Annotated in this window: 23 protein-coding genes; 13 read left to right on the top strand and 10 right to left on the bottom strand. The window is 66.3% G+C overall.

Features of this window, described 5'->3' with window-relative positions:
• Nucleotides 1–27: 27 nt before the first annotated feature.
• Nucleotides 28–702, bottom strand: coding sequence for an O-methyltransferase (locus P1L40_RS13605; RefSeq protein WP_284007750.1), 675 nt, complete (start codon nucleotides 700–702; stop codon nucleotides 28–30).
• 48 nt (nucleotides 703–750) lie between these two features.
• Nucleotides 751–1,701 (bottom strand): mechanosensitive ion channel family protein, encoded by a 951-nt coding sequence (locus P1L40_RS13610; protein WP_284007751.1) that lies wholly within the window; start codon nucleotides 1,699–1,701, stop codon nucleotides 751–753.
• A gap of 77 nt (nucleotides 1,702–1,778) precedes the next feature.
• On the opposite strand from P1L40_RS13610, the gene ptsH1 reads away from it, so the two are divergent.
• Nucleotides 1,779–2,066, top strand: a complete 288-nt coding sequence (gene ptsH1, locus P1L40_RS13615) for a phosphocarrier protein HPr (RefSeq protein WP_284007753.1) — start codon at nucleotides 1,779–1,781, stop codon at nucleotides 2,064–2,066.
• Nucleotides 2,063–3,748 (top strand): phosphoenolpyruvate--protein phosphotransferase, encoded by a 1,686-nt coding sequence (ptsP, locus tag P1L40_RS13620; protein WP_284007754.1) that lies wholly within the window; start codon nucleotides 2,063–2,065, stop codon nucleotides 3,746–3,748. Before ptsH1 ends, ptsP begins: the two co-directional genes overlap by 4 nt.
• Nucleotides 3,749–3,753: 5 nt before the next feature.
• Here the strand turns inward: ptsP and dhaM are convergent, their stop codons facing one another.
• Both dhaM and dhaL read right to left on the bottom strand, forming a co-directional pair.
• Nucleotides 3,754–4,134 (bottom strand): dihydroxyacetone kinase phosphoryl donor subunit DhaM, encoded by a 381-nt coding sequence (dhaM, locus tag P1L40_RS13625; RefSeq protein WP_284007756.1) that lies wholly within the window; start codon nucleotides 4,132–4,134, stop codon nucleotides 3,754–3,756.
• On the bottom strand, nucleotides 4,134–4,844 hold the full coding sequence (gene dhaL / locus P1L40_RS13630; protein WP_284007757.1) for a dihydroxyacetone kinase subunit DhaL: 711 nt from the start codon (nucleotides 4,842–4,844) through the stop codon (nucleotides 4,134–4,136). The genes dhaM and dhaL overlap by 1 nt, the downstream gene beginning before the upstream one ends.
• A gap of 71 nt (nucleotides 4,845–4,915) precedes the next feature.
• On the opposite strand from dhaL, the gene P1L40_RS13635 reads away from it, so the two are divergent.
• Nucleotides 4,916–6,283, top strand: coding sequence for a bifunctional metallophosphatase/5'-nucleotidase (locus tag P1L40_RS13635; protein WP_284007758.1), 1,368 nt, complete (start codon nucleotides 4,916–4,918; stop codon nucleotides 6,281–6,283).
• Between the two features lies 1 nt (nucleotide 6,284).
• Here P1L40_RS13635 and dhaK read toward each other — a convergent pair whose 3' ends face one another.
• Nucleotides 6,285–7,280 (bottom strand): dihydroxyacetone kinase subunit DhaK, encoded by a 996-nt coding sequence (dhaK, locus tag P1L40_RS13640; RefSeq protein ID WP_284007760.1) that lies wholly within the window; start codon nucleotides 7,278–7,280, stop codon nucleotides 6,285–6,287.
• A gap of 72 nt (nucleotides 7,281–7,352) precedes the next feature.
• Nucleotides 7,353–8,156 (bottom strand): BtpA family protein, encoded by an 804-nt coding sequence (locus P1L40_RS13645; RefSeq protein WP_284007761.1) that lies wholly within the window; start codon nucleotides 8,154–8,156, stop codon nucleotides 7,353–7,355.
• 114 nt (nucleotides 8,157–8,270) lie between these two features.
• Here P1L40_RS13645 and P1L40_RS13650 point away from each other — a divergent pair, with 114 nt between their 5' ends.
• Nucleotides 8,271–8,645, top strand: coding sequence for a hypothetical protein (locus P1L40_RS13650; RefSeq protein ID WP_284007762.1), 375 nt, complete (start codon nucleotides 8,271–8,273; stop codon nucleotides 8,643–8,645).
• A gap of 135 nt (nucleotides 8,646–8,780) precedes the next feature.
• Here P1L40_RS13650 and P1L40_RS13655 read toward each other — a convergent pair whose 3' ends face one another.
• The 3 genes from P1L40_RS13655 to P1L40_RS13665 all read right to left on the bottom strand — a co-directional run bounded on the left by P1L40_RS13655 (nucleotide 8,781) and on the right by P1L40_RS13665 (nucleotide 11,070).
• Nucleotides 8,781–9,371, bottom strand: coding sequence for a thioredoxin family protein (locus tag P1L40_RS13655; protein ID WP_284007772.1), 591 nt, complete (start codon nucleotides 9,369–9,371; stop codon nucleotides 8,781–8,783).
• A gap of 109 nt (nucleotides 9,372–9,480) precedes the next feature.
• Nucleotides 9,481–10,662, bottom strand: a complete 1,182-nt coding sequence (locus P1L40_RS13660) for an MFS transporter (protein WP_284007774.1) — start codon at nucleotides 10,660–10,662, stop codon at nucleotides 9,481–9,483.
• A gap of 57 nt (nucleotides 10,663–10,719) precedes the next feature.
• Nucleotides 10,720–11,070 (bottom strand): hypothetical protein, encoded by a 351-nt coding sequence (locus P1L40_RS13665; RefSeq protein ID WP_284007775.1) that lies wholly within the window; start codon nucleotides 11,068–11,070, stop codon nucleotides 10,720–10,722.
• Between the two features lie 127 nt (nucleotides 11,071–11,197).
• Between P1L40_RS13665 and P1L40_RS13670 the strand changes: the two genes are divergently transcribed.
• The 9 genes from P1L40_RS13670 to P1L40_RS13710 all read left to right on the top strand — a co-directional run bounded on the left by P1L40_RS13670 (nucleotide 11,198) and on the right by P1L40_RS13710 (nucleotide 20,803).
• Nucleotides 11,198–11,692 (top strand): Lrp/AsnC family transcriptional regulator, encoded by a 495-nt coding sequence (locus P1L40_RS13670; RefSeq protein ID WP_284007777.1) that lies wholly within the window; start codon nucleotides 11,198–11,200, stop codon nucleotides 11,690–11,692.
• The gene (locus tag P1L40_RS13675; RefSeq protein ID WP_284007779.1) at nucleotides 11,689–12,834 is read left to right on the top strand and encodes a pyridoxal phosphate-dependent aminotransferase; all 1,146 of its coding nucleotides are present in this window, start codon (nucleotides 11,689–11,691) and stop codon (nucleotides 12,832–12,834) included. The genes P1L40_RS13670 and P1L40_RS13675 overlap by 4 nt, the downstream gene beginning before the upstream one ends.
• Before the next feature lie 212 nt (nucleotides 12,835–13,046).
• Nucleotides 13,047–15,536 carry a type II/IV secretion system ATPase subunit gene (locus P1L40_RS13680; protein WP_284007781.1) on the top strand — a complete coding sequence of 830 codons (2,490 nt, stop codon included), beginning with the start codon at nucleotides 13,047–13,049 and terminating at the stop codon, nucleotides 15,534–15,536.
• The gene (locus tag P1L40_RS13685) at nucleotides 15,533–17,578 is read left to right on the top strand and encodes a type II secretion system F family protein (protein ID WP_284007783.1); all 2,046 of its coding nucleotides are present in this window, start codon (nucleotides 15,533–15,535) and stop codon (nucleotides 17,576–17,578) included. Before P1L40_RS13680 ends, P1L40_RS13685 begins: the two co-directional genes overlap by 4 nt.
• Before the next feature lie 16 nt (nucleotides 17,579–17,594).
• Nucleotides 17,595–18,110, top strand: a complete 516-nt coding sequence (locus tag P1L40_RS13690; RefSeq protein ID WP_284007784.1) for a DUF7287 family protein — start codon at nucleotides 17,595–17,597, stop codon at nucleotides 18,108–18,110.
• Nucleotides 18,104–18,700 (top strand): DUF7288 family protein, encoded by a 597-nt coding sequence (locus P1L40_RS13695; RefSeq protein WP_284007786.1) that lies wholly within the window; start codon nucleotides 18,104–18,106, stop codon nucleotides 18,698–18,700. The genes P1L40_RS13690 and P1L40_RS13695 overlap by 7 nt, the downstream gene beginning before the upstream one ends.
• The gene (locus P1L40_RS13700; protein WP_284007788.1) at nucleotides 18,694–19,590 is read left to right on the top strand and encodes a hypothetical protein; all 897 of its coding nucleotides are present in this window, start codon (nucleotides 18,694–18,696) and stop codon (nucleotides 19,588–19,590) included. The genes P1L40_RS13695 and P1L40_RS13700 overlap by 7 nt, the downstream gene beginning before the upstream one ends.
• Nucleotides 19,587–20,051, top strand: coding sequence for a DUF7266 family protein (locus P1L40_RS13705; RefSeq protein ID WP_284007789.1), 465 nt, complete (start codon nucleotides 19,587–19,589; stop codon nucleotides 20,049–20,051). The genes P1L40_RS13700 and P1L40_RS13705 overlap by 4 nt, the downstream gene beginning before the upstream one ends.
• Entirely contained in the window at nucleotides 20,051–20,803 is a 753-nt protein-coding gene (locus P1L40_RS13710; RefSeq protein ID WP_284007790.1) for a DUF7289 family protein, read from the top strand. The genes P1L40_RS13705 and P1L40_RS13710 overlap by 1 nt, the downstream gene beginning before the upstream one ends.
• A gap of 125 nt (nucleotides 20,804–20,928) precedes the next feature.
• Here P1L40_RS13710 and P1L40_RS13715 read toward each other — a convergent pair whose 3' ends face one another.
• A complete protein-coding gene (locus tag P1L40_RS13715; protein WP_284007791.1) occupies nucleotides 20,929–24,675 on the bottom strand; it encodes a hypothetical protein in 3,747 nt (1,248 codons plus the stop codon).
• Nucleotides 24,676–24,862: the final 187 nt, after the last annotated feature.

Consider the following 24,862-nt stretch of genomic DNA (forward strand, 5'->3'; position numbering starts at 1 on the left):
CGAGAATGAGCCTCGCGACGGCCCGTCTCACCCGACGTGGACGCGGACGCTGACGGCGACGCCCTCGCCCAGCGGGAGCAGTCCGGTCTCGAAGTCGGGATCGTCCCGGACGCGTTCGAGGTAGTCGGCGATCCCCCGACTGGACTCGTTGGTCTCGATCTCCTCGCCGGCCAGCAGAGCGCGCACGTCCCCGAAGTCGAGCGGACCGGCCTCGATCGCGTTGTCCGCGGCGACGACGCCGCCGACGGGCACCCGGTCCCGGACGGCCTCGAACGCCTCTCTGTAGCGGTGTTTCTCGTTGTCGATCAGGACCACGTCGAACGGGCCGTCGTACTCCTCGACGGTCTCGATGGCGTCGCCGTGTTCGAAGACGGCCCGGTCGGTGTAGCCACCGCGGTCGAGGAACTCGCGGGCCTCGTCGAGTTCGTCGGCGTCGATCTCGGTCAGGACGATCTCGCCGTCGGCGGGGATCGCCGGGGCCATCCAGTAGGCGGAGTAGCCGTAGCCCGAGCCGAACTCGAAGACACGCTCGGCGTCGACCATGCGCGCCAGCAGCCGGAGCCAGCCGCCGACGGCCGGACCGACCGTCGGGAACCCCTCGCGGTCGGCCTTCTCGTCCATCTCGGCGATCACCTCGTCCGGGTCGGGTGCGAGCGTCCGTGCGAACTGTTCGGTGACCGCGGGCAGTGGCTCCTCGTCCATGTTCGCTACTGCGTGGCGACGGCCGTTAAACCCCCGCGACCGACGGCCTCAGCGGTTCCGCCCGACCGGGAACTTCACGCGCTCCGGCTCGTCGTTGAACGCCCCGATGATCCGCTCGTATAGTTCGTTCCGGACCCGCTGGCCCCGTCTCGGGTGGACGAGATATCGCAGTCGCAGTTCCACCCAAGACTGCTCCTGGACGACGTTGACCGTCGGCCGGTCCCGCACTTCGAGTTCGACCGGGGTCTCGGCCAATCGCTCGCGGTAGCGCTGGATGCGCGTGGCCATCTCGTCGCCGAGGAACTCGTCGGCCTCCCGGCGCATCGTCTCGGTCGCGTAGTCGAGTTCGGTTTCGTAGGCGACCTGTATGGTCAGTTCGTTCCAGACGAAGGGGAACTCCTCGCGGGTGTAGTTCTTGACGTGCGAGGAGAGGACGACGCTGTTTGGCAGCGTGATGATCCGGCCGGAGGGCTGGTTCGAGGAGACGAGTTCGCCGTTGATCTCCCAGAGCGTCGTCACCAGGAACGACACCGCCACGACATCGCCTTTCGAGGACTCGATAGCGACCCGGTCCCCGACCTGATAGGGCCGCTTGATCATGATGTACAGCCAGCCGATGAGCGAGAAGAGCGGCTGCTGGAGGGCAAAGGTCACCGCGAACCCGACGACACCGAGCGAGAACAACAGCCCGAGCCACTGTTCGGTGACGACGCCCAGCGCCGCGGCGACGCCGGCGATCCCGAACGCGAGCCGGAAGACGTTCTTCGCGTCGTGGCGCCGCCGCTTGTCCGGCGTGTACCGGTCGAAGCCAGTCAGGGCGAGCCGATAACAGCCGTACGTCGTGAACACGACGGCCAGCAGCGAGAAGGCTCGCAGGAGGACGAACGAGACGGCGACACGTCCGATCGTCCCCTCTACACCCAGCTGCCGGACGACGGCCGCCGCGGCACCGCAACACAGCGCGAGGACGAGCGACAGGTACCCGAGCGGACGACTCACACCAGTGACCTCGCGTGGGCCGTACAAAACGGTGGGGGCGCCAACACGGTAATAGCCGTCGCCTGCGATATGTGCGTATGGAACGCACTGTCGAGATCGTCCCCGAGGCCGGGCTTCACGCCCGACCGGCATCGAAGTTCGTCCAGACGGCCGGCCAGTTCACGGCCGAGATCGCGGTGGGGCGAGCCGACGACGGCGACGACGCACTCGTCGACGCTCGCAGTATGCTCGCGGTGACGGGACTCAACGTCAAACACGGCGAGTCCGTCCGGATCGTCGCCGAGGGCACGGACGCCGCGGCCGCACTCGACGCGCTCGAAGCGGTCCTGACGACACCGGTCGAGGGGGAGGGCGAGGAGTCGTGACCGACACGCTCTCGGGCGTCGGGAGTACGCCGCTGGTCGGCGTCGGGACCGCCCGCTGGTACCGGCCGACGCGGCCGGAACTCCCGGAGCGACCCGACCCGGAGACGGTCGACACTACCGCCCAGCGGGAGCGGTTCGACCGGGCGCGTGCGACCGCCAGGGAGGCCATCCAGCGCGCCCGTGACCGGACGGCGGACAGCGTCGGGGCCGACGAGGCGGCCGTCTTCGAGGCCCACGAGCAGTTCCTCGACGACCCGCAGTTGGCCGACGAAATCGAGACCGCCATCGCGGACGGGACGCCGGCGGAACACGCCGTCGCCGACGCCTTCGGCGGACACATCGAGCAGTTCGAGGCGATGGACGGGCGGATGGCCGAGCGTGCCGACGACCTCCGCGAGGTCCGTGATCGGCTCCTCCGGGCGCTGCTCGGCGTCGAGAGCGCCGACCTGACCGCGCTCCCGGACGGCACTGTTTTGTTGGCCGACCGGCTCACGCCCGGCGACACGGTCCAACTCGACCCCGAGTCGGTCGCGGGGATCGTGACCGTCACGGGCGGCCGCACCGCACACGCCGCGATCATCGCCCGGTCGCTGTCGATCCCGGCCGTCGTCGGCGTCGGCGAGGCGCTGGGCGTCGTCACCGACGGGACCGAACTGCTCGTCGACGGCGAACGCGGCGAGGTGGTCGTCGACCCCGGCCCGAACCACCGGAAGGCCGACAGTACCGTCGACACCGATCCGGTCCCCGAGCGGGTCACGACGGCCGACGGCCGCGCCGTCGAGGTCGCCGCGAACGTCGGGAGTCCGACGGAGCTGGCCCCGGCGGGCGACCGCGGTGCGGACGGCGTCGGCCTGTTCCGGACGGAGTTTCTCTTCCTGGATCGCGAGGAGCCGCCCGACGAGGACGAGCAGTACGAGGCGATCACGGCCGCGCTACGGGCCTTCCCCGACGACCGGGTCGTCGTCCGCACGCCGGACATCGGCGGTGACAAACAGGTGCCGTACCTCGATCTGCCCACGGAGTCGAACCCGTTTCTCGGACAGCGCGGGATCCGACTGTCGCTCGGGCCACACTCCGCCCTCTTCGAGACGCACCTGCGTGCACTCCTGCGGGCAGGCGCGACCGACGAGGGCGGCCGGTTGGCGGTGATGCTCCCGATGGTCGCCCGCGTCGAGGAAGTCGTCGCCGCCCGCGAGCGGATCGAGACGGTCGCCGAGATGCTCGACGACGAGGGCGTCGACTACGCCCGGCCGGAACTGGGCGCGATGGTCGAGACGCCCGCCGCGACCTACGTCGCCGACGCGCTGGCCGACCGGCTGGACTTCCTGAGCCTCGGGACCAACGACCTCACCCAGTACGTGATGGCGGCCGACCGCGAGAACGACGCCGTCGCGGAGCTTCAGGACCCCCTCCACCCGGCCGTGCTCCGGGCGATCGACCGGACCACGACCGCTGCCCACGAGGGCGACGCGTGGGTCGGTATGTGCGGCGAGATGGCGGGCGACCCCGGACTGACCGAACTGCTCGTCGGCCTCGGGCTGGACGAACTGAGTATGAGCGCGGTGACCGTCCCGGCGGTCAAGCGGGCGGTCCGTGAAATCGACGGCGACGCCGCCGCGACCCTCGCACGCGACGCCGTCGCGTGTGAGACCCGCGAGGCGGTCGCGGCCCTGCTGGAGTGAGCGGGTCAGCGCTTGTTCACATCGCGGGCCGCCTCCGCCTGCTCGCGGACCGACTCCAGGGTCGCCGTGGGGCTGGTCGCGGCGACGGCGGCGTTGACCGCGCCCTCCAGGACTGGCGCGTCGGCGATGACGGCGTCGACGCCGCTGAGTTCGATCGCCACCTCGGCGTTCATGACGGCGCTGCCTAGGTCGACCAGGACGACCACGCCGTCCCCGTCGTCGGCCGCCTCGATGGCGTCGGCGATGGCGTCCGCGACGGTCCCCAGACCCCCCTGGCCGTCGCCGCCGACGGGTTCGATCACCGTGTCCCCGCCCATCTCCGCCGCGACCTCTGCGATGCCCTCGGCGGCGGTCCGGCTGTGGGAGACGACGACGAGTCCGACCATCAGTCCTCCGCGGCCTCCTCCTCGGGGACCGTCGGCGAGGTGGCGTCGACCGCCTCGATCTCGGTGTCGAGTTCCGCCTGTGCGGCGGCCAGCAGTTCCTCCATGATGAACAGCGTGCTCGTCGCCCCCGGGTCCTGGTGGCCCACCGAGCGCCATCCGAGATACGACGCCCGGCCCTTCGCCGCACGGATCGGCACGGTAAACTCGACGCCGCGTTCGGCCGCGTCGACGGCCTTGGCCAGCGCCTCGGCGGGTGGGAGGTCGTCGACCTCGATTGACTTCTTGAACGTGTGGACCGCCGGCACCAGCGCGTCGACCATCGTCTTGTCGCCGACCGAGGCGTCGCCGCGGTCCTGGACTTTCTCCAGGTAGGTCTCGGCGAAGGCGACGGCCGTCTCGGCGGTGATCCCGTCGTCGAGCGCCGTGCTGGCGAACACCAGCGAGCCGCCGTACAGCGGCCCGGAGGCGCCGCCGACCTCCGACAGCAGCGTCTTGCCGGCGGTCTTGACCATCGTCGCCGGGTCCGGATCGTCGAGGTCGGCGACCGCGTCGGCCGCGGCCCGCCAGCCGCGCGCCATGTTCCCGCCGTGGTCGGCGTCGCCGATCGCGGAGTCCAGTTCGGTGAGGGCGCTCCGTTCGCGCTCGATCCGTGTCGCGATGCGTTCGATGGCGTCCAGGACGGCCGCCCGCTCTGTCGCTTCGTCTGCCATGTGGTACCATGGCTGTTCGGGGAGTAAACAGTTCCGACGGATTCATACCCGCGCTGGCGTACCTCCCGGCAGTGTCTCTCACGCTCCTCCACTACTCCGATGTCGAGACGGCACTCGACGACCCCCAGCAGTGTGCTCGGCTGGCCGGCGCGATCGACGCCCGCCGCGACGGTGACACCGTCGTCGTCGGCACCGGCGACAACACCGCGCCGGGCGCGCTCCCGCTGGCGACCGACGGGCGCGTGGCGCTGGAGTTCTTCGCGGCGGTCGCGCCCGATGTCGACACGTTCGGGAACCACGACTTCGACTTCGGCGTCGACACCGCTCGGGAACTGGCCGACGACGCGCCACAGACGTGGCTCTGTGCGAACGCGACCGTCGACGGCGAGCGGTTCGCCGACGCCGAGACGGTCCCACACACCGTCGTCGAGACCGACCAGTACCGGGTCGGTGTCGTCGGTGTCGCCCACCCCGAGACCGACGAGATCAACCCCGCCGCGGCGCCCGTCGACTTCGACGATCCGGTGCCGGCGATCCGGGAGTCGGCCGCCACGCTGCGCGAACGGGGCGTCGACTTCGTCGTCGTCGCCTCCCACTGCGGCGAGGGAGACGGCCGAATCGCCCGCGAGACCGACGCGGACGCCGTCCTGGGCGGGCACGTCCACGACGTGCACGTCGAGACGGTCGCGGACACCTTCGTCGTCCGGCCGGGCCGTGCCGCCCGGTACTTCTCGGAGGTTCGGCTGGGGCCGGACGCCGACGTGACCGTCCACGAGGTCGGCGACGGCCACTGCGACGACGCGCTGGCCGCGACACTTCGGGATCGCCTCGCCTCGACGGGGCTGGACGAGGTGGTCGCTACCGTCGCCGACCCGATCGAACTGACCGAGGAGGCGGTCACGGTCGCCGAGAGCAGGGCGGGGAACTTCGTCACCGACGCGCTCCGGTGGCGTGCCGGTGCCGACGTTGCGATCAGCCCCACGGGCGCGCTCCGCTCGGGCGACCCGCTGGCCGGGGACGTGACCGTCGCGGACCTGCTGGGTCTCGCCCCCTACCGGGACGACCTGACGCTGCTTTCCCTCTCCGGCCAGCGGCTACTCGCCGCCCTCGCCGCGGTCCCGGTCGGCGCGCACGCCGACTCGTTCCCCGCCCGGTTCTGTAGCCACGTCAGCGGCGCTCGCATCGTCTTCGACGACGCGGCCGGCGAACTCCGGTCGGCGACCGTCGGCGGCGAGCCGGTCGACCCCGACGCCACGTACACGCTTGCGGTCGCCGAGTACCTCGTCGAGACCGACCACGTCGTCGGCGTCTTCGGCCCGGAGGACATCGTCGACCGCTGTGGGATCGCCCGGGACGCGATCGTCGAGTACGCCCGCGAGGTTGGGATCGATCCCGCGGTCGACGGCCGGATCGAACGGCCGACCCTCGCGGAGCACTGACTCAGCGTTTCAGCGCCGGCGTGTCCGCGGGGTGAGAGAGCAGTTCCGTCAGTTCGTCGTCGACGGCACAGACGGTCACCGAACAGCCCATCATGTCGAGCGAGGTCATGTAGTCCCCGACCATGGCGTCCCACGTCTCGAGCCCGTGGTCGTCCATCAGTTGCTGGAGCTTCCGATTGACGATGAACAGCTCTGAGAGCGGCGTCCCGCCCATCCCGTTGACGATGGTGACGACCTCCTGGCCCTCGTCCAGATCGAGGTCGTCCAGGACCGCAGTAGTCAACTCCTCGGTGATCTCGTCGGCGGACATCATCCCGGTCCGCTCGACGCCGGGTTCGCCGTGGATGCCGATGCCGAGTTCGATCTCGTCCTCGCCGAGATCGAAGGTCGGTTCGCCCTTCTCCGGGGTGACACAGGAGGTCAGCGCCGTCCCCATCGTCCCGACGTTGTCGATCACTTTCTGGGCGACCCGCTGGACTTCTTCGAGGTCGTCGCCGCGGTGGGCGGCCGCGCCCGCTACTTTGTGGACGAGGATGGTCCCACAGACCCCCCGCCGGCCGGAGGTGTACAGCGAGTCCTCGACCGCTACGTCGTCGTCGACGACGACCTGGGCCACGTCGGCGCCCTCCATCTCGACCATCTCGCCGGCGGTCTCGAAGTTCATCACGTCGCCCTCGTAGTTCTTGATGACCATGAGGACGCCCGAACCGCTGTCACAGGCCGCGACCAGTTCCTCCAGTTCGTCCGCGGTCGGCGAGGTGAACACCTCGCCGGCGGCCGCGCCGTCTAACATCCCCTCGCCCAGATAGCCCGCGTGTGTCGGTTCGTGGCCGCTGCCGCCGCCGCTGACGACGCCGACCTTCCCGTCGACCGGCGCGTCCGCGCGGACCAGGACCCCGGTGTCGGGTAATCGGCGCAGACGGTCGGGATAGGCCGCGACCATTCCGTCGAGCATCTCGTCGACCACGTCGTCCGGGTCGTTGATGAGTTTCTTCATGGTACATGATGACAATAGTCGCAGACGCTGATAAAGCTAGCTTCGCTGATGTGTCGGTGACGGAGCGGCCGGTCAGCCGAACGCGGCAGCGACGCGTTCGACCCGGTGTTCGTCGACCGGGTTCGTCGTCACGCCGTCGGTCTTGAGGGCCGTCCCGACGACGGCGCCGTCGGCGAGTGCCAGCAGGTCCGGGGCTGTCTCGGCCGTGACCCCGCTGCCGACGAACACCGGGACCGACGGGTCGACGGCGTCCCGGGCCTCGACGACCGCGGCCAGTGTCGACTCGTCGGTCGCCTCTCCGGTGCCCGGCCCCGAGACGACCAGGCCGTCCGCGTGCCCGCGCTCGACGGTGTCGGCGACCTGCTGTGCCAGCGACTGCTCGCCCAGCGGCGCCGAGTGTTTGACCGCCACGTCCGCGAGGACGGCCGCGTCGGCGTCGATCCGCTCTCGCAACCGCATCGTCTCGGCGGCCGCCCCCTCGATCACCCCCTGGTCGGTCACCCGGGCACCGGTGTGGACGTTGACCCGGACGAACCGGCTGCCGGTCGCCGCTGCGACCGACAGCGCCGCTGTGGCGTCGTTCCGGAGGACGTTGACGCCCACCGGGAGATCCACCGCACGCGTGACCGACTGGGTGGCCGCGGTCACGTCGGCGACGACGTGTGCCGGCACCTCGTCGGTGTAGAAGGGTGTATCGCCGTAGTTCTCGACGATCAGGGCGTCGGCGCCGCCCCGTTCGAGCGCCCGTGCGTCGGCGACGGCCCGCTCTCGGATGTCGGCCCGGGACCCGCCGTCGTCCGGTGCGCCGGGCAACGCCGGCAGGTGGACCATCCCGACCAGCGGCGTCGCCGTCCCGAACAGTTCCTCGGTGTCCATGCGGCGGTGTTCGCGTTCGGGGATGAAAACGTCGTGGTCGGCACGAAACGGACTGTCACCTACCGGTGCGACCGCGGCGACCGATTTATCAGTCAGGCTGGACAAAGAGGTCACGTGAACGACGACGGAGCGTCCGGCCGCTCGGTCCTCGGGACCGTCGGCCGCGGTGTCAAGGTCGTGCTCTCGCTCCCGGTGCTCGCGTTCGTCGTGGGTCTCCCGGCGCTGTTTTTCGGCATCGTCTGGTTCTTGCTGTTCGCGTTCGTAGAGGCGCAGTTCGGGCTCCCAGTCGTCACCCTCGGGCTGGCGGCGGCGGTCGGCGTCCAGCCCGTCCAGAACGGCGTTCCAGTGCTCTACCCCGCGGTGCTCGGGCTCGGGTCGGCGCTCGTGCTCGTCGCGTCGAGCGACGGCTCCGGGAGCGGGTCGGTGGGTGGGTCCCGGAGCCACACCCTCGGCGGTGGCGGCGACCGGGGCGGTGGTGGCCCGGACTAACTGGGGTGCCCGCCGACTGCGCCCCATTCGGTCGGCCCCGAACCCGCTGACCCCACGCCCGGGACGAGGCTGCTGCCATGGCGCCCGGAGCCGGTCGACACACGGTACCACGAACCACGCCACGACAGCGGGAGCCTACGCGTTCCAGTAGTCGGGCTCGTTGCCTTCGCGCCACTTGATCGAACAGCCCCGGGACGGCTTCTCTTCGGCAGTGATCTCCCCGCCGGAAAGCAGCGTCTCGACGTGGCCGGCCATCTCGCGGTCGGTCGGCTCGTCGTCGGGGCTGGTGGCGTCGTCCAGGCGACCGTGGTACGCGAGTCGGAAGACGCCGTCGTCGCTGGCAAAGAGGAACGGATCGGGGGTACAGCGGGCGCCGTAGGCCGCCGCGACCGACTGGGACTCGTCGAACAGGTAGGCGTCGTAGTCGATGGTGCCGTCGGCGACCAGCTCCTGCATCCGTTCGAAGGAGTCGTCGGGGTACTGTCCGGGGTCGTTGGCGCTGATGCCCACGACGGCGAGATCGTCGTACTCCGCGGCCAGGCGGTTGAGTTCGTCGAACTTCGCCTTGGCGTACGGACAGTGGTTGCAGGTGAACACGACCAGCAGGGCCTCGGCGTCGGCGAAGTCCGCGAGCGTGTGCGTCTCACCGTCGGTGCCGGGCAGTTCGAAGTCCGGTGCGGCGTCGCCGTGCTGGAGTACGTCTGACTCGGAGTCCATCGCGACCATTGTGGGTCGAGGTACGTGACTGAGCGACTAAAACCGCGTGGCTCCGTTCAGTCGCCCGGGTCGGGCGCCACGTCGAGGCGGGTCCGCCCGACCGCCAGGACGCCGGCGGTCAGGAGCGCCGCAAGCGCGCCGAGGCCGGCGACGACCCAGAAGGCGGCCTCGACGCCGGCGCGTTCGACGACTGCTCCCAGGACCGGCGGCGCGACGGCTCCACCCCCGAGATACCGATGGTGAGCAGGCCGAAGTTCTTCCCCGCGGCGCCCTCTGGAGAGAAGGCGTCGGCCAGCGCCGCCCGGGCCGGGCGGCTGGCGTCGACGGTCGCGCTCAACACCAGGACCAGTGCGAGCGCGGCGAGGACGGGGAGTGTGCCCAGCGCCAGCAGCCCGGCGACGGCGACCAGCGCGACGTAGCCGCCGAGCAACACCGGCCCGGGGCTGTACCTGTCGGTCGCCCAGCCGCCGCCGAAGATCAGGACCGCGCCCGTGACGAGCATCGCCGAGACGGCGGCGTTGGCCGTCGCCTCCCCGAGGGGGTAGCCGCCGGTCAGGAGGCTCGCGGTGTACTGTTTGATCCCCCACCCGGCCATCGAGGAGACGAACCAGAGGACGGTGAGCGCGACGATCGGCGGCGCCGAGACCAGTTCGCGAAGTTCGCGCCGGGCGCGGACGAGCAGCGACTCGCCGCTGGGACCGTCGGTCGCCGTCGGCCCGGTAATCTCGTCGTCGACACGGGCGGCGAGGAGCCCGACGGCGACGACGGCGTAGACCGCACCGACGGCGGCGATCGCCCCGATGGCCAGCCGCCAGTCCAGCCCGAGGGCGCTGGCGGCGGCGACGGCCGCGGGCGGCACGGCGAACCCGACCGCGCCGGTGAACCCGTGGACGCTGTAGGCCCGGCCGCGGGTCGCCGGCGTCGTCGCGGCACCGATCAACGGGTAGTGTGCCGGGTGGTGGCCGGCGATGCCGACGCCCACGACGACGCTCGCGAGCAGGAGCTGTGCGTAGCTCCCGGCGGTGGCCGTCAGCGCCGCACCGGCCGCGCCGACGAACAACGAGAGCGCGAGCACCGGTGTTCGACCCCGCGAGTCGGAGACCGACCCGAGCGGTAACTGAAGCGCGGTCACGACGACACCGACGAGTCCCAGCGCGACGCCGAGCTGTGGGTCGGTGAGTCCCAGTTCGGCCTGGAGCGGCCCGAAGACGGGCGGCAACAGCATGAAGTAGGCGTGATTGACGACGTGGGACCCGCCGACGAGCCCGACGACCAGCCGTGACTGGGAGGTCGAGGCCACTGTAGTGGGCACTGACCGGGCGGCAGTGAAAACGGTCGCGGTTCGATCGTCGTGCGGTCAGTCCGCGTCCGCGCTGGACTCCGCGGTCTGGAGCTGTTTGACGACGGCGTCGTCGAACGCGGTCGCCGCCTGGTACACTTCGCCGTCGGTGTCGACGGAGAACGTCGCTTCCTCGCCCTCGGGGTCGTCTTTCTCCAGGAGGCCGATGTCGACGATGTCCTCCAGGGTCCCGTCGAGATACAGCGTCTTCAACGGGACGCCCGCGGCGTCGCTCAGTTCGGTCTTCGTGTACACTTCCTCGGGGTCGAGCCGGAGCGCAGCGTCGATGACAGCGGCCGACTCGTCGTGGCGCGCGACGTGTGCCCACCCGGAATCTGTGTCGGGTCGCTGGGTACCCTCGTCGTACATCGTCAGCGTGGTTGGACCCGACCACAGTAAAGCCTCCGTCGTCCTCGGCGGCTGTGTCCGCGCCGCCCCTGACAGCTATTCACACGACGGAGCAAGGCTTTTGTCCACCGCCGCGCGCGGTCTGTGTATGAGCAGCCGCCGAGAGATTCTCGAACTCCTCCGGGAGAACGCCCGGTACACGACGGAAGACATCGCGCACATGACCGGCGAGTCGGTCGACGATATCGAGTCGACCATCGAGGAACTCGAAGAGGCCGGCGTCGTCCGCGGCTACCAGGCTGTCGTCGACTGGAACGCCGTCGAGACCGACGAGGAGCGGGTCCGAGCGATCGTCGAACTCAACGTCACGCTCGATCGGGAGACCAGCTACGCCGACATCGCGAACCGGATCGCCAAGTTCCCCGAAGTGACTTCGCTGCGGCTGATCAGCGGTGACTACGACTTCGACATGGAGGTCGAGGGCGACTCCATGCGTGAAGTGTCACACTTCATCAGCAACAAGGTCGCGCCGATCCCCGAGATCACCCAGACGGTCACGCACTACGTGATGGACTCCTACAAGGAACAGGGGATGCGCTTCGACGATCACGACGACGACGAACGGCTCTCGGTCTCGCCATGACGTTCGAACCCTCCGCTCGCGTCGAGTCGGTGCCACCGTCGGGCATCCGGCGTTTCTTCGAACTGGCCGAGGAGATGGACGACATCATCTCGCTCGGGGTCGGCGAACCCGACTTCTCGGCGCCGTGGGCGGCCCGCGAGGCGGCGATCACGTCCCTGGAACAGGGCAAGACCGCCTACACGGCCAACCGCGGCAAGCGCGAACTCCGCGAGCGGATCGCGCGCTACGAGGCGGCCGAACACGCCCTCACCTACGACCCCGACGAGGAGATCCTGGTGACCGCCGGCGCCAGCGAGGGTATCGACCTGGCGTTTCGCGCCCTGTTGGACCCCGGCGACGCCGTCGCCGTCGCACAGCCGTGTTACGTCTCGTACGTCCCCGGCGTGACCTTCGCCGGCGGCGAGGTCATCGACGTGCCCACCCGTGCGGACGACGAGTTCAAACTCACCCGCGAGGTTCTCGAAGCCGCGGGCGCGGCCGACGCGGAGGCGCTCATCTACTGCTACCCGAACAACCCGACGGGCGCGACGATGACCGGCGAGGAACTGCGGGAAGTCGCGGCGTTCTGCCGGGAGCACGACCTGATGGTCTTCGCCGACGAGATCTACGCCGACCTGACCTACGAACACGAACACACCTCCATCGCGACGCTGCCGGGGATGCGCGAACGGACGGTCGTGTTCAACGGCTTCTCGAAGGCCTTCGCCATGACCGGCTTCCGGCTGGGCTACGCGATGGCGCCGCCCGAGGCGATCACGGCGATGAACCGCATCCACCAGTACACGATGCTGTCGGCTCCGACGACCGCCCAGCACGCGGCGATCGAGGCCCTCGACAACTGCCGGGAGGAAGTCACCGAGATGACCACCCAGTACGACCGCCGACGGAAGTTCATCCTCTCGCGGTTCAACGAGATGGGGCTGGACTGTTTCCCCGCGGCCGGCGCGTTCTACGCGTTCCCCGAGTGTCCGTGGGACGACGCCGAGGCGTTCGCGGAAGCGCTGCTCGAAGACCAGGGCGTCGCGGTCGTTCCCGGGACCGCCTTCGGCGCCGGTGCCGAGGGTCACCTGCGGGTGTCGTACGCGACCGGCATGGCCGAGTTGAAGGAAGCGATGGACCGCATCGAGACGTTTCTGGCCTGAAGGGAACACCCGTTCGAGTTCCTGCTGTGCGCACCCGTTGCCGCTACCCCTCCCGTTATCAATAATAAAATACGGCCCGAAAGCTTCAGTACAGATGGGACTGTATCGTTGCTAAACCATGTCAGGGAGTGTCGGCTACGCGGACGACCGGTCAATCGTTTTACAGTCTTGTCCGGTAAAGTTTTTTCACCCGCAGGGGTGGATGAATTACAATGGCAATTGATGACACGGACGGGACCGTCGACACTATGGGTCGTGTCGACGGTCGGGGCGCCGCCGTGGGCGAGTACACGTGGGACGACTTCAGGCAGGAGTACCACGGCGGGGGACGGTTCGATCGGAGCGAGTACCTCGGCTTCGAGCCGCGGTATCTCGAACAACTGATCGAGGACGGGGGTGCCGTCGCCAAGACGGTCCAGGAACCGCTCGACGCCTCGCTCGACCCGGCGGTTACGCCGGTCGCGAAAGACCGATACAGTTGGGAGCATTTCAAACGCGAGTATCACTACAAGGGCGGCGAGCCGCCCGCGAACACGGCGAACGCCGATCCGTTCGACGCCGAACAGTATCTGGAGTTCGATCCCGCCGACACCGAAGCCCGGATCGGCGAGGCCGGGAGCGTGGCTACCGCACTCGCCGACTACGTCGACGAACACACCGTCGATGTCAACGAGGAACTGGACGAGGACGCGTTCTTCTCGACCCGGGAGGGGTACACGACCGTCGTCAACCGGTACGACCTGGAGAAGGCGGTCCCGGAGAACAAGAAGAAGCACTTCCGGGAACTCGAACGCTACTGGGTGAACAAGCCGTACGCGTGTGTCGTCATCTTCCATTCGCGGAAGGAAAACGAGAAGAAGTACTACGTCGTCGAGCCGTACCTCAACCCGATCGAAGACGATCTCAAGGAGTTCCTCTCGGGGAAACTCAAGACCGCGATCAAATACTCCGAGGACGACGTGATCGTCCAGGGCTCGACCGAGGACCGCGCCCAAGTCATCCAGCGCGAGGCCGAAGACCTGCTCTCCCGATACGACCTCTACAGCGGCGGCGTCTCCAGCGGGACCGGCGAGGGCGGTGGGATGTTCGACCAGTTCAAGGAATTGCTCGGGATGGGAGCCGACACCGAGCAGTCCAGCGGCGAACTCGAAGGCCTCTCGACCCGCCCGGAACCGAAGATCCTCGAAGACGACCCGGCGACGCTCAACGAGTATCAGGTCGAGAAACTGCTGTACGAACTCAAACGGAACTTCGTCGGTTACGCGCGGATCGACCCGATCAAACACGACATCAACGTCGAGGACATCTCCTGTGACGGCTACAACTCCCGCGTGTTCGCGTATCACACCGACTACGAGCAGATCATATCGAACGTCGAACACGGCGAACAGGAACTGGACGACTTCGTGGTCAAACTCGCCCAGCGGTCGGGGAAAGGGATCTCCAAGCGCCAGCCCCAGGTCGACGCGACCCTCCCGGACGGCTCACGCGCCCAGTTGACGCTAGGGCGGGAGGTCTCCGATCACGGGACCAACTACACGATCCGGCAGTTCAAGGACGTTCCGTTCACGCCGATCGACCTCATCAACTGGAACACCTTCAGCCTGGACGAGATGGCGTTCCTCTGGCTCTGTATCGAGAACCACAAGTCGCTCATCTTCGCCGGCGGGACCGCCTCGGGGAAGACGACGAGCCTGAACGCCGTCTCGCTGTTCATCCCGTCGAACTCCAAGATCGTCTCGATCGAGGACACCCGCGAGGTGGAACTCCCCCAGCGCAACTGGGTCGCCAGTGTCACCCGCCCGTCCTTCGGCGAGGACGACACGGGCGATGTCGACGAGTTCGACCTGCTGGAGGCCGCACTGCGCCAGCGCCCCGACTACATCGTCATGGGTGAGATCCGTGGCGAGGAGGGGCGGACCCTCTTCCAGGTGATGTCGACGGGCCACACCACCTACACCACGTTCCACGCCGACTCGGTCGGCGAGGTGATCAAGCGGTTCACGACCGAACCGATCAACGTCTCGAAGACGCTGTTTACGGCGCTGGATCTCGTCTCGATCCAGACCCAGACCCGTGTCGACGGCAACAAGGTCCGCCGGAACAAGTCCCTGACCGAGATCAACGAGTACTCCGCCGAGAACGACGAGATCAACGTCCGTGACGTGTACGAGTGGCGCGCCGAGACCGACGAGTACATCCAGATGGGCAACTCCAACACCCTCGAAGAGGTCAAGTTCGACCGCGGGTGGACCCAGGAGAAACTCGACGAGGAACTGTTCAAACGCAAGGTCGTCCTGGCCTATCTCATCGAGCAGGGACTGAACACCTACACGGAGGTCGCCGCGACGATCCAGGCCTTCATCAACGACCCCGACACCATCCTCACGCTCATCGCCAACGGCCAGCTCGAACGGTCGCTGGAGGACCTCCGGGAGATGGAGTCGGTCCAGATCGACATCGATCCCGAGAAAGAGGAGATGGTCCCGCGGCCCGACGCGCCCGAGGAGATGCTCGAAGAGAGCGAGACGATCCTCGACAACGCACAGCCGCTGTTCGACCAGTTCATGAGCCGCGAGACGCCAGACATCGTCTCGGCGCTGATGGACGGCGACGCGATCCAGGAGGAGGAAGAAGAGGACGACGAGGTCGACTTCGGCCAGTTCGTCCCGAAGGCCGGGACGGAGGCTGACGACGGATGAGCCTCGACACCCGGGGGCAACAACAGATAAGCGACAGCGGGACGCTGGGGGACACGTTCTATCCGGCCTACCAGATGCTGTTCGACGAGGAGAGTGACTTCGTCAGCAGCGTCGAGAAGAAACTCTCCCAGGCCAGGATGGCCGACAACGTCGAGATGTTCCTCGCCCGGGCGCTCGCTGTCGGTGTCATCTCCGGTATCGCGCTGTGGCTGCTTGGAACTTTTCTGGGCGTCGTCTTGGTCGAGTTCTTCTCGCTGACCGGTGAGGAACTCGAACTGCTCGGGATCGCGGTCTCGGACTCGGTCGCCAGCGTCATCAACATGCTGAAGATCCCGCTGTTGATCCTGATAACCGGGCTGGTGTTCGGTGCGATCGGGTTCGGTATCGGCTTCGGATCACTGGTCTCGATCCCCTACTTCAGGTCCAACGCCCGCGAGCGCGAGATCAACGTCTTGCTGTCCGACGCCGTCTCGTTCATGTACGCGCTGTCGGTGGGTGGACTGAACCAACTGGAGATCCTCCAGGCGATGGCCCAGGCCGACGACACCTACGGCGAGGTGGCCCGTGAGTTCCAGTCGATCGTTCTGGAGACGGAGTACTTCGACACCGACTACCGGACCGCCGTCCGCAACCAGGCGCTGGAGACGCCGTCGGACGAGCTCTCGCAGTTCCTCACCGACATGCTCTCGATCATCAACTCCGGTGGGGACATGACCTCATTCCTCGAAGATCAGAAGGAGAAACACATGCGAACCGCCCGCCAGGAACAGGAGAAGATGCTCGAGACCCTGGAGCTGTTCGGCGAGATGTACATGACCCTCTCGCTGTTCCCGCTGCTTCTCATCATCATCCTCGTGATCATGTCGATGATGGGCAACGCCCAGCAGATGCTCATCTACGGGACGGTGTACGTCTTGATCCCGCTGGTCGGGATCGGTTTTCTCGTCCTCACGTCGACGGTCACCCAGGACTCCATCGGGGACGGCTACCTCCGGCCAAACGCCGGCGAGGAGGAGATCGTCGTCGACGAGGGCGTCGGCGTGTTCAACCTCGGTCTCGTCGAGCGCTACACCGGCGAGTTCAGCGTCTTCGACCGGATCAAGAGCCGGGAGGGGACCTACGAACTCGTCAACATCCTCGCCGAGCCCCACTACTTCTTCCGTGACCACCCGCTGTTGGTGCTGGGGCTGACGATCCCGCTCTCGATCGTCGCGGTGGTCGCGTCGGTGTTGCTGGGGTTCGCCCCGCTCCAGTTGAACGGCCCCGGGGGGTTCATCCAGAACCCGGTCAGGGCGACGTTCTTCTGGGTGTACCTGCCCATGTACATCAACTTCGTCCCGCTGACGATCTTCTACGAGTGGAACCAGCGCTCGCGCAACGCCATCGTCAAGAACCTCTCGGAGAACCTGCGCAAACTGGCTTCGGCGAACGACACGGGGATGACGCTGCTCGAATCGATCAAAGTCGTCTCCGAGACCTCTTCGGGAAAGCTCTCCGAGGAGTTCGAGACGATCCACGCGAAGGTCAACTACGGGACCAGCCTGAAACAGTCGCTCAGGGAGTTCAACAACAAGTACCACGTCCCGCGGCTGGCACGCACGGTGAAACTGATCGCCGAGGCACAGGAGGCGTCCAGCCAGATTCAGGACGTGCTGTCGACGGCCGCACAGGCCTCCGAGAACCAGGACGACATCGATCGCGATCGGAAGTCCCGGACCAGGATGCAAGTTGTCATCATTCTTATGACGTATCTCACGCTGCTCGGCGTGATGGCACTGCTGAAGACACAGTTCCTCGACGTGATGTCGGGACTGGCGACCCAGGCGTCGGGATCGAGCGGTTCGGGCGCTGGCGGCGGGCAGTTCGGCGGGAACGTCGACACGCAGGCGCTGTCGATGTTGTTCTTCCACGCGGTGACGCTGCAGGCGCTCCTCTCGTCGTTCATCGCCGGATATATACGCGAGGTGAAAATAGCGGCGGGTGTCAAGTTCGCGGTCGTCCTCCAGACGATCGCGCTCGCGGTGTGGATCGCGGTGGGGTAACCTATCTGGTGGTCATATGAACGAGAGGGGACAAACGCCACAGGACTTCGCCGTGGGGGCGAGCATACTGCTCGTTACGATTATCGGGGCGTTCGCGTTCATTCAGGGCGGCGCGCTCTCGGTGTACGAAGATCCCGTGACGGAGATCGAACAGCCACAGGCAGACCGGATCGCGTCGTATCTCGTCGAGAACTACAGCGTCGGAGACCAGCGCAACATCGTCTTACACAACGAGTCCGGCGGTCTCAATAGAACGCTGTCGAACGACACGGAGCTTGCGAACCTCACCGCACACGCGGCGGTCAACGTCTCGTCGTCCCGACGGACGGACCCGACGCTCAACGTGAGTATCGTGAACAACTCGACGCTGCAGTCCGGACAACTCCGGCCGGCCAGAGCGGGGAGCAAGACGCTGGCGTGGGGTGAAGCGTACGACAACCAAACCGCGTCGACCTCGACGCGAGTGATCAGGCTCCGGAACGACAGGGTCACCTGTGAGCCGGTCTGCTGGCTGGTGGTGCGTGCATGGTGAGCGGCCGCCGCGGCCAGGCGTACACGCTCGAAGGCGTCCTGGCGGCGATCCTCGTGATCTCGGCGACGGTGTTCGGGATCACGTCCATCGACACCCGTGCGTGGGAAGACGGAACCCGAGAGGAAACCCGGCGGCTCGAAACCCGGGCCGACGACCTCCTCACGGTCGGTAAGAACACGGGCGCGCTGGAGAACGCCATCCTGTGTTACAACTCCGGTCGGACGCGGATCAACGGGAACAACTCCAGCCGTCCCGCGGAGTTCGAGCGGATGCTCAACCTGACCTTCGACTCCCGGGGCGAGCAGTACAACATCTACTTCAACTATCTCAACGAGACCGGCGAGCAGCGTGTGACGGAACTGGTCTCGGAGAACTCGCCCGCGAGCGCGAACCGGCCGTCGACCGGTGCCGCGGTCGCGACACGGACCGTCGCCCTGACCGACAACATGTCGGTGCGCACTAACTCGCCGTCGAACGCCTGCGGAAACGCGGGACCGCGCGTGAAATCGTTATCGAGCTTCTACATCCCCGATGCCGACAACAACACACGACTGTACAATCTGGTGGAGGTGCGACTGATCGTATGGTGAGCACTGCCGATACTCGGGGCCAGCTGTTGCTCGTCGGCGGGATCGCGATCGCGATCGTGTTCCTGCTGTCGATCATCCTGACCAACAGCCTCGTCGTGACCACGTACACGGCGACTCCCGAGAGCGCCGACCGGATCGAGGAAGTCGAGGACCGCGAGACGGCCGTCCGGCAGGATCTCACGACCGTCGCCGCGGCGGTCCGCAACAACACGACGTTCTCGAACTTCAACTCGACGTTCAACACGTCGCTACAGAACTACACGCGTTATCGAACGCGAGTCAGCGGCTCACAGTCGGGCGTCTACATCAACGCGACGTTGAACGCGACGGCTTCGAACGGTGGGTACATCAGGTCGACGCCGTCTATCACCCCGGTCGGGTTCCGCGCCCCGACGCCACCGAACCCCTCCGACTGGGTCGTCGCGGAAGATGTCGACAGCGTCTCTGTGTTCAACTTCACCGCGACGGGTGACTCCGAAGACTTCGTTCTCACCGTCGAGGGTGACAGCGGCGACGTGTGGGAACTCGAAATCACCGGTTCGAGCGGCTACGGGGAGGTCGTCGTCACACCGCCCGGAGGCACCGCGACGACGGTCTGTTCCAGCACCAGCCCGGGCGAGGACATCGATGTCGATCTCGTCGCGGGGACGTGTACCGTCGGTGGCACTACGTCGACGTTTGCGACTTTCGAGAGCAGCGTCGACGAACCGTACGACGAGATCGCAGTGCAAAAAGGCAACAAGTTCAGGGGCTACGTCTGGTATGCCTCGACGGGCACCTTCTCGAACGGAAAGACAGGTGGCTACCCGGCCACCCCGGCCGTCGACCTCACCTACACCGGTCCACAGACCAGTTACAACCGGACGATCGTACTGGAGAACGAGACATGATCGGGCGACTGTTCGCCGACAGTCGTGGCGTCTCGCCGGCGGTCACGCAGGCGCTGACCATCGGTATCTCGACCGTGTTGGTCACCGGCCTGTTGATCGGTGGCGGGGCGCTCGTCGACGGCCAGACCGAAGACATCGCTCGTGAAGGGCTGATCGACATCGGGTCCGGCGTCGCGACCGATCTGGTTCGACTCGACCAGTTCAACACGTCGACGCTGAACGCCGATGTCGAGTTCCGGTCACGCTATCCCGAACGGGTCGCCGGCCAGCAGTACCGGATCACGCTCGTTCCGACGAGCAGTCAGACCAAGATCTACGTCAACTCGACCGTGGAAGACTACTCGACGGTCGTCCGCTTCGAGAACCAGAGCCGCGTCTGCCCGGGGACCGCCGACGGCGGCACGGTCACGGTCCGGTTCGACACGTCGAGTGGCGCACAGTGCATGGAGATCGAAGACTAATGCTGGGAGACACGCCTGATAGCACCCGGCGCGCGGTCTCGGATCTGATCGCGTTCACGCTCGTGTTCAGTATCATCATCAGTTCGATCGGCTTTCTCACCGTCGGTGGGTTCACCGCACTGGAAGGCGTCAGGGACGGCGCCGAGACGAACACCGCCGAAGCGACGATGGTCGGCTACGCGGAGACGCTGGCCGACCACAGAAACGAGCGTGCGCCGCGGCGCGAGACGACGATCAAGCTCCAGGGCCATTCGCTCAGCCGACAATCGTCGTCGTTCGTCGTCGATGTCGCGGGCGTCTCGGGCACACAGACGATCTCGACGGGGACACTCGTCAGAACGACGGGCAGTGATACGGACCTGGTGTACACGAGCGGCGCGGTGTTCCGAGCCGACGAAAACGGCGGTGTCCGCGTCGTTCGTGTCCCGCCGTTTCGTTGCGGTACCACCGGTGCCCACCTCTCGTTCGTCCGCGTGACCGGTGACATCAACCAGTCCTCGTCCGGGCGGGTGACTCTCCGGAGCCAACTCCGGAACCGGTCGCTGTACTTCCCGGACCCGTCCTCCGGATCGGCGATCACCACTCGCGTGACTGTGGATGTCTCCGGGACCGAATACCGGACCGCGTGGGAGCGGACGTTCGAGCGCTATCTTGAGTGGTCCGCTACCGGGACGCCCGGCGTGTACGAGTGTGCGGGGATCGACCAGGCTGTCGTCGAGAACACGTCTATCGACATCCAGGCGATCTCCTGATCGTCACACCTGGGGTCCGATCGGTCGCTTTCGTCCCGCCTTCGGGCGGTCCCGTCCGGCAGCGCTGCTGTTGATAGTGCTGGTAGACTGTGAGAACTGACGACGAGGACGGAGCCGGGACCGCGCTACGTAGCGGTCACGTTGACGAGATCGGAGTCGACGTTGACCGGCGAGTCCTCGCGCGTACTGACGCCGTCGGGGACTTTCTGGAGGAACAACTCGCCGCTACTGGTAACCGTCGGCCCGCTCTGTGCGCTCTGGGTGTCGTTGTAGACGAGTATCTCGTAGTCGTAGGTGTTCCCGGTCGAGAGCGCACTGACATCGAAGCCGTACTGCGTCGGCTGGGTCGCGCTGGTGTACACCGTGTCGGTCTTCGAATCGTCGACGACCGTCCCCCCTCCGCCGTCGGTGATCCGCAGGCGGACTTCCCGCTCGTCGCTCACGACACCGACGTTCTCGACGCCGACGTTGAGTCGGGAGATCCGTCCGCGGCGGATGATCTGTGTCCCCGGCGTGTAGTTTTTCGTCCCGATGTTGATGTTCGTGGGCGTGACACGCGAGTGGCCGATCTCGATCGACTGGTTCGCACTCGTCGTGTTGGGCGTCACCACGTAGTAGTTGTACGTCCCCTCACGGCCCGGGGTCGCGGTGATCTCGAAGTCCAGTTCCTTGTTGTTGCCCGACGGAATCGTGTGAGTCTCGGTCACGGTGTAGCTCGTCCCGGTGTCGGTGTTCTCGTAGACCAGCGTCACGTCCATGTCGGTCCCGTCTTCGCTCCCAGTGTTGTCGACGCGTGCCCTGATGACTGGGTTGCTGTCGTCGGTGTCGTCGGAACCGGCGTTGATCTCGGCGGCTGCCGGGCCTTCGAGTTTCGTCACCTGATAGTAGGGACCGCTGGTACTTCCGATCCGTAGCTGCTGTGTCTGTGCGTCGTCGACAGTTCCGTCGGTCCCTGCGACCTCGACCTCCCAGTTGTAGGTGCCCGGAGTGTAGCTCGTCGTCGGCAGGGTGAGTGTCACGTCCGTCTCCTCGCCGGGCTGGAGAACGCTCGTGCTCACCGGGCTCTGTGAAGCGCCCGCAAACGCCGGATAGACAGTCGCCTGGCCGGCCTTCTCGCCGGTGTTCTCGATGGTCACGTCGACGTTGGTGCCGGCGCCACTGGGGCTTGTGACCAGTGCCGGTGCGTCTACGTCGGTGATGTTGAACGTCGCGGGCTGGACGTTCTCACGCTCCGTACTCACGACTTTCAGCGACACGACGGCGTCGTTGTAGTCCGGATCGTTCGGTCCGGCGGCGTTCTCTGCGCTCGCGTTTTCCTTCGAGAGCTCGTACATGAAGATGTACTGGTCTTCCGCGAGCTGGAGGTTCCCGTCGCCGTCGAGGCTCGCGTTGACCGTATCGAGCATCTGGTTCAGTTCGAGCTGGTACCAGTCGGCCTGTCCGGGCGCGGGTGCCGGGTCGCCGTTGCCGAGGATGACGACGTTGCTGGAACTCTTCGTATCCGTAATCTCGATCCGTTCGCGGCCTCTGTCGTCACACACCTGGCCACCCAACCGGTAGCCGTTCCGGTCGTGTGTGTAGTAGTTCCCGTTATCGTCGGAATAATCGTAATCGTTACAGTTGTACGACGTTCCCCAGATAGAGAGTTCCGACCCGGCGCTGACGGTCATCCGCTCGACGTACGGGTTCGGTATATCGGGCTGGTACATCCGCTGTTCCGCGTGTGGGTGGTTGATGTTCCCGTTGTACTCGCTCGTCCATAGCGGGGTGACTTCGGACATGGTGTCGTTTTCGACGTACGTCCGGACCGTCGTCGGGGCCGAGAACTCCCACAAGTTCCCGTTGGGGCCCCGGGTCAGTCCCTCGAGTTCCGCACCGCCTGCGACGATCTTGATTCGGGCGTTCTTGGTGAACTCCAGGAACTCACTGCCGTCACTGTCTTGATTTTCCTCGACACCGGACCCCTGCTCTCTCACCTCCAGAATCTGGCCCAGGCTGCCGTTGTCGGTCTCGACCTCGATCGTGTTCTGGCCCAACTCGAACCGGCTCGAGTCGTTCTCGACGGTCGTCACGAACCGCTCTGTCGTCGTCTGGCCCGGGCTCAGCGTCACGTCCCACGCTTCGAGATCGGTGTTCGTCCGCTCGTTGTCCAGATCGATCGTCTGTTCGTCGGTCGTGCCGCCGCTGTTGGTCACGGTGACGTTGATCGCGACATCGTTGGTCCGTCTGACGCTGCTGGGGTCGAGTTCCAGGCGCTGGATGACGAAGTTCGGCGCCGCGTTGCCGGCTTTGACGTAGAACGTGCTCCGCTGGGTCTGGTTGGGCGTCGTGACTGTCAGACTGTACGACCCTGTACTGGGGAACGTGTGTGAGACCGTTCGGGTGACGGTACTCGAATCGGACAGCGTCTCAGTCGCGTTGGTGGTGGCGACGACTGTGTCGGTGTCCTCGTTCTTGATCGTCGCGTTGACGGAGCCGGTCATCGTCTGGTTGCCGGCGTTCTGGACCGTCGCCGAGAACACCTTCGTCTCGCCCCGTGTCGGCGTGTCGTAGACGACGTTGGTGATGTCGAACCGACCGGGCGGGCCGACGACGAACGGTCGCTGCATCGAGTCGCTCCCGACGCTGAACTTCAGTTGATGCATACCCGGACGGTCGATCGGGAGCGCATCGCTCACGTCGGTGCTGACGTTCTCGCCTGGATGGATGGTCGCGTTCCAGGTGGTGTCCGGTTGGCCGGTGACCTCGAGTCTGAGCGTCGCTGTCTTCGTCATCCCGCCCGTGTTCTCGACCCAGACGTGCCCGTTGGACGCATTTCCGACGGTCGTCCCGCTGGAGATGTTCTCCGCGGAGAACTGGGCGTTCGGTGTGGCCGTGGGGCTGTTGAACTGGACCTTCGCGGTCGAGTTCGTATCTGCTGCGACCGTGACGTTGTGCGGGCTCCCGGGGACGATATCGCTGCTGTCGAGCGTGAACGTGACTGTCTTCGTCTGCTTCCCGTTGAGCGTCACGTCGGTGTCTGTCGTGGCCGTCCCGTTGTGATAATCGAACGTGACTTCGTCGGTCCCACTCAGTCCCCCCACGTTCGTGACCTCGGCGGTGACCTCGTAGTTCGATCCGGGACCTGGTGTCACGGTGACGTTCTCGGCCCTGAAATCGGGGTCGGACACGTCGCCGAGTTCGAATTTGATCGTGACGTTGTCGTAGGGGCCGGCAGGTGCCCCGCCGTCGACGCTCACGCTCACACGCCTGTCGTCGTAGTTGTCACGGGCCCAGCTCGCCCAGGCGCGGGCGAACGTGCTGTTACTGATCTTCAGCGACGCGTTGTCGACCGCCGTCGGCGAGCAGGCGGGGTCGCTGTAGAGCTTGCCGGTGATCTCACGTTGCTCGTCCAGTTCCTGCGTGACGTTCGATGTCGCTTTCAGGGTTCCACTGGAGGTGATGTTGCCGGTGACGTTCGTGAACGAGACGGAGAGCGAACCGTTGTTGTAGTTCAGATCCGGCGGCGCGCTCATCACTGCGCCCGCCTCTGTCATCTTCCAGACACCGCCTGCCTCGTAGGCGGTCACCGTCTCTGCCCCGTCGTGTCTGATCGTCCCCATCTGCCGCGGTCCGGTCGAACACACTCCGTTGTCGTTGAGGGTCAGGTTGTACGTCGCGTTCCGGTTGATCGAGACATCCTTGTCGACCTCGTCACTGATCTCGAAGGTCTGGCCCTCCTCGTCGGCCTGCTGGAAGACGCTGTCGACTTTCAGCATCGTCTCCTCGGAGATCTCCTCGTTCGAGTCCGTGTTCAGGTCTTCCACCACCGCCGACCCAGCCAGCAAAACGATAGCGATACCGACCGTGACGACACCGATGAGAAGCACCACCGCAACGACGGACGATACCCCACGCTTATCGGCCCCTTTGCGCCCCTCTAAATTCATAATCTGATACTTGACACGCGATAAGTAAATTCTTTCGATAAACTTATGTAACTTTCATAACGATCTCTCGGCGGTAATTCTCGCCTGTTTGATTCCCGTCCCGAGGTGGGTGAGATTCCTGCAGGCCCTG

Origin of the sequence: Haloarcula pelagica, assembly GCF_030127105.1 — an archaeon.
Classification (GTDB): Archaea; Halobacteriota; Halobacteria; order Halobacteriales; family Haloarculaceae; genus Haloarcula; species Haloarcula pelagica.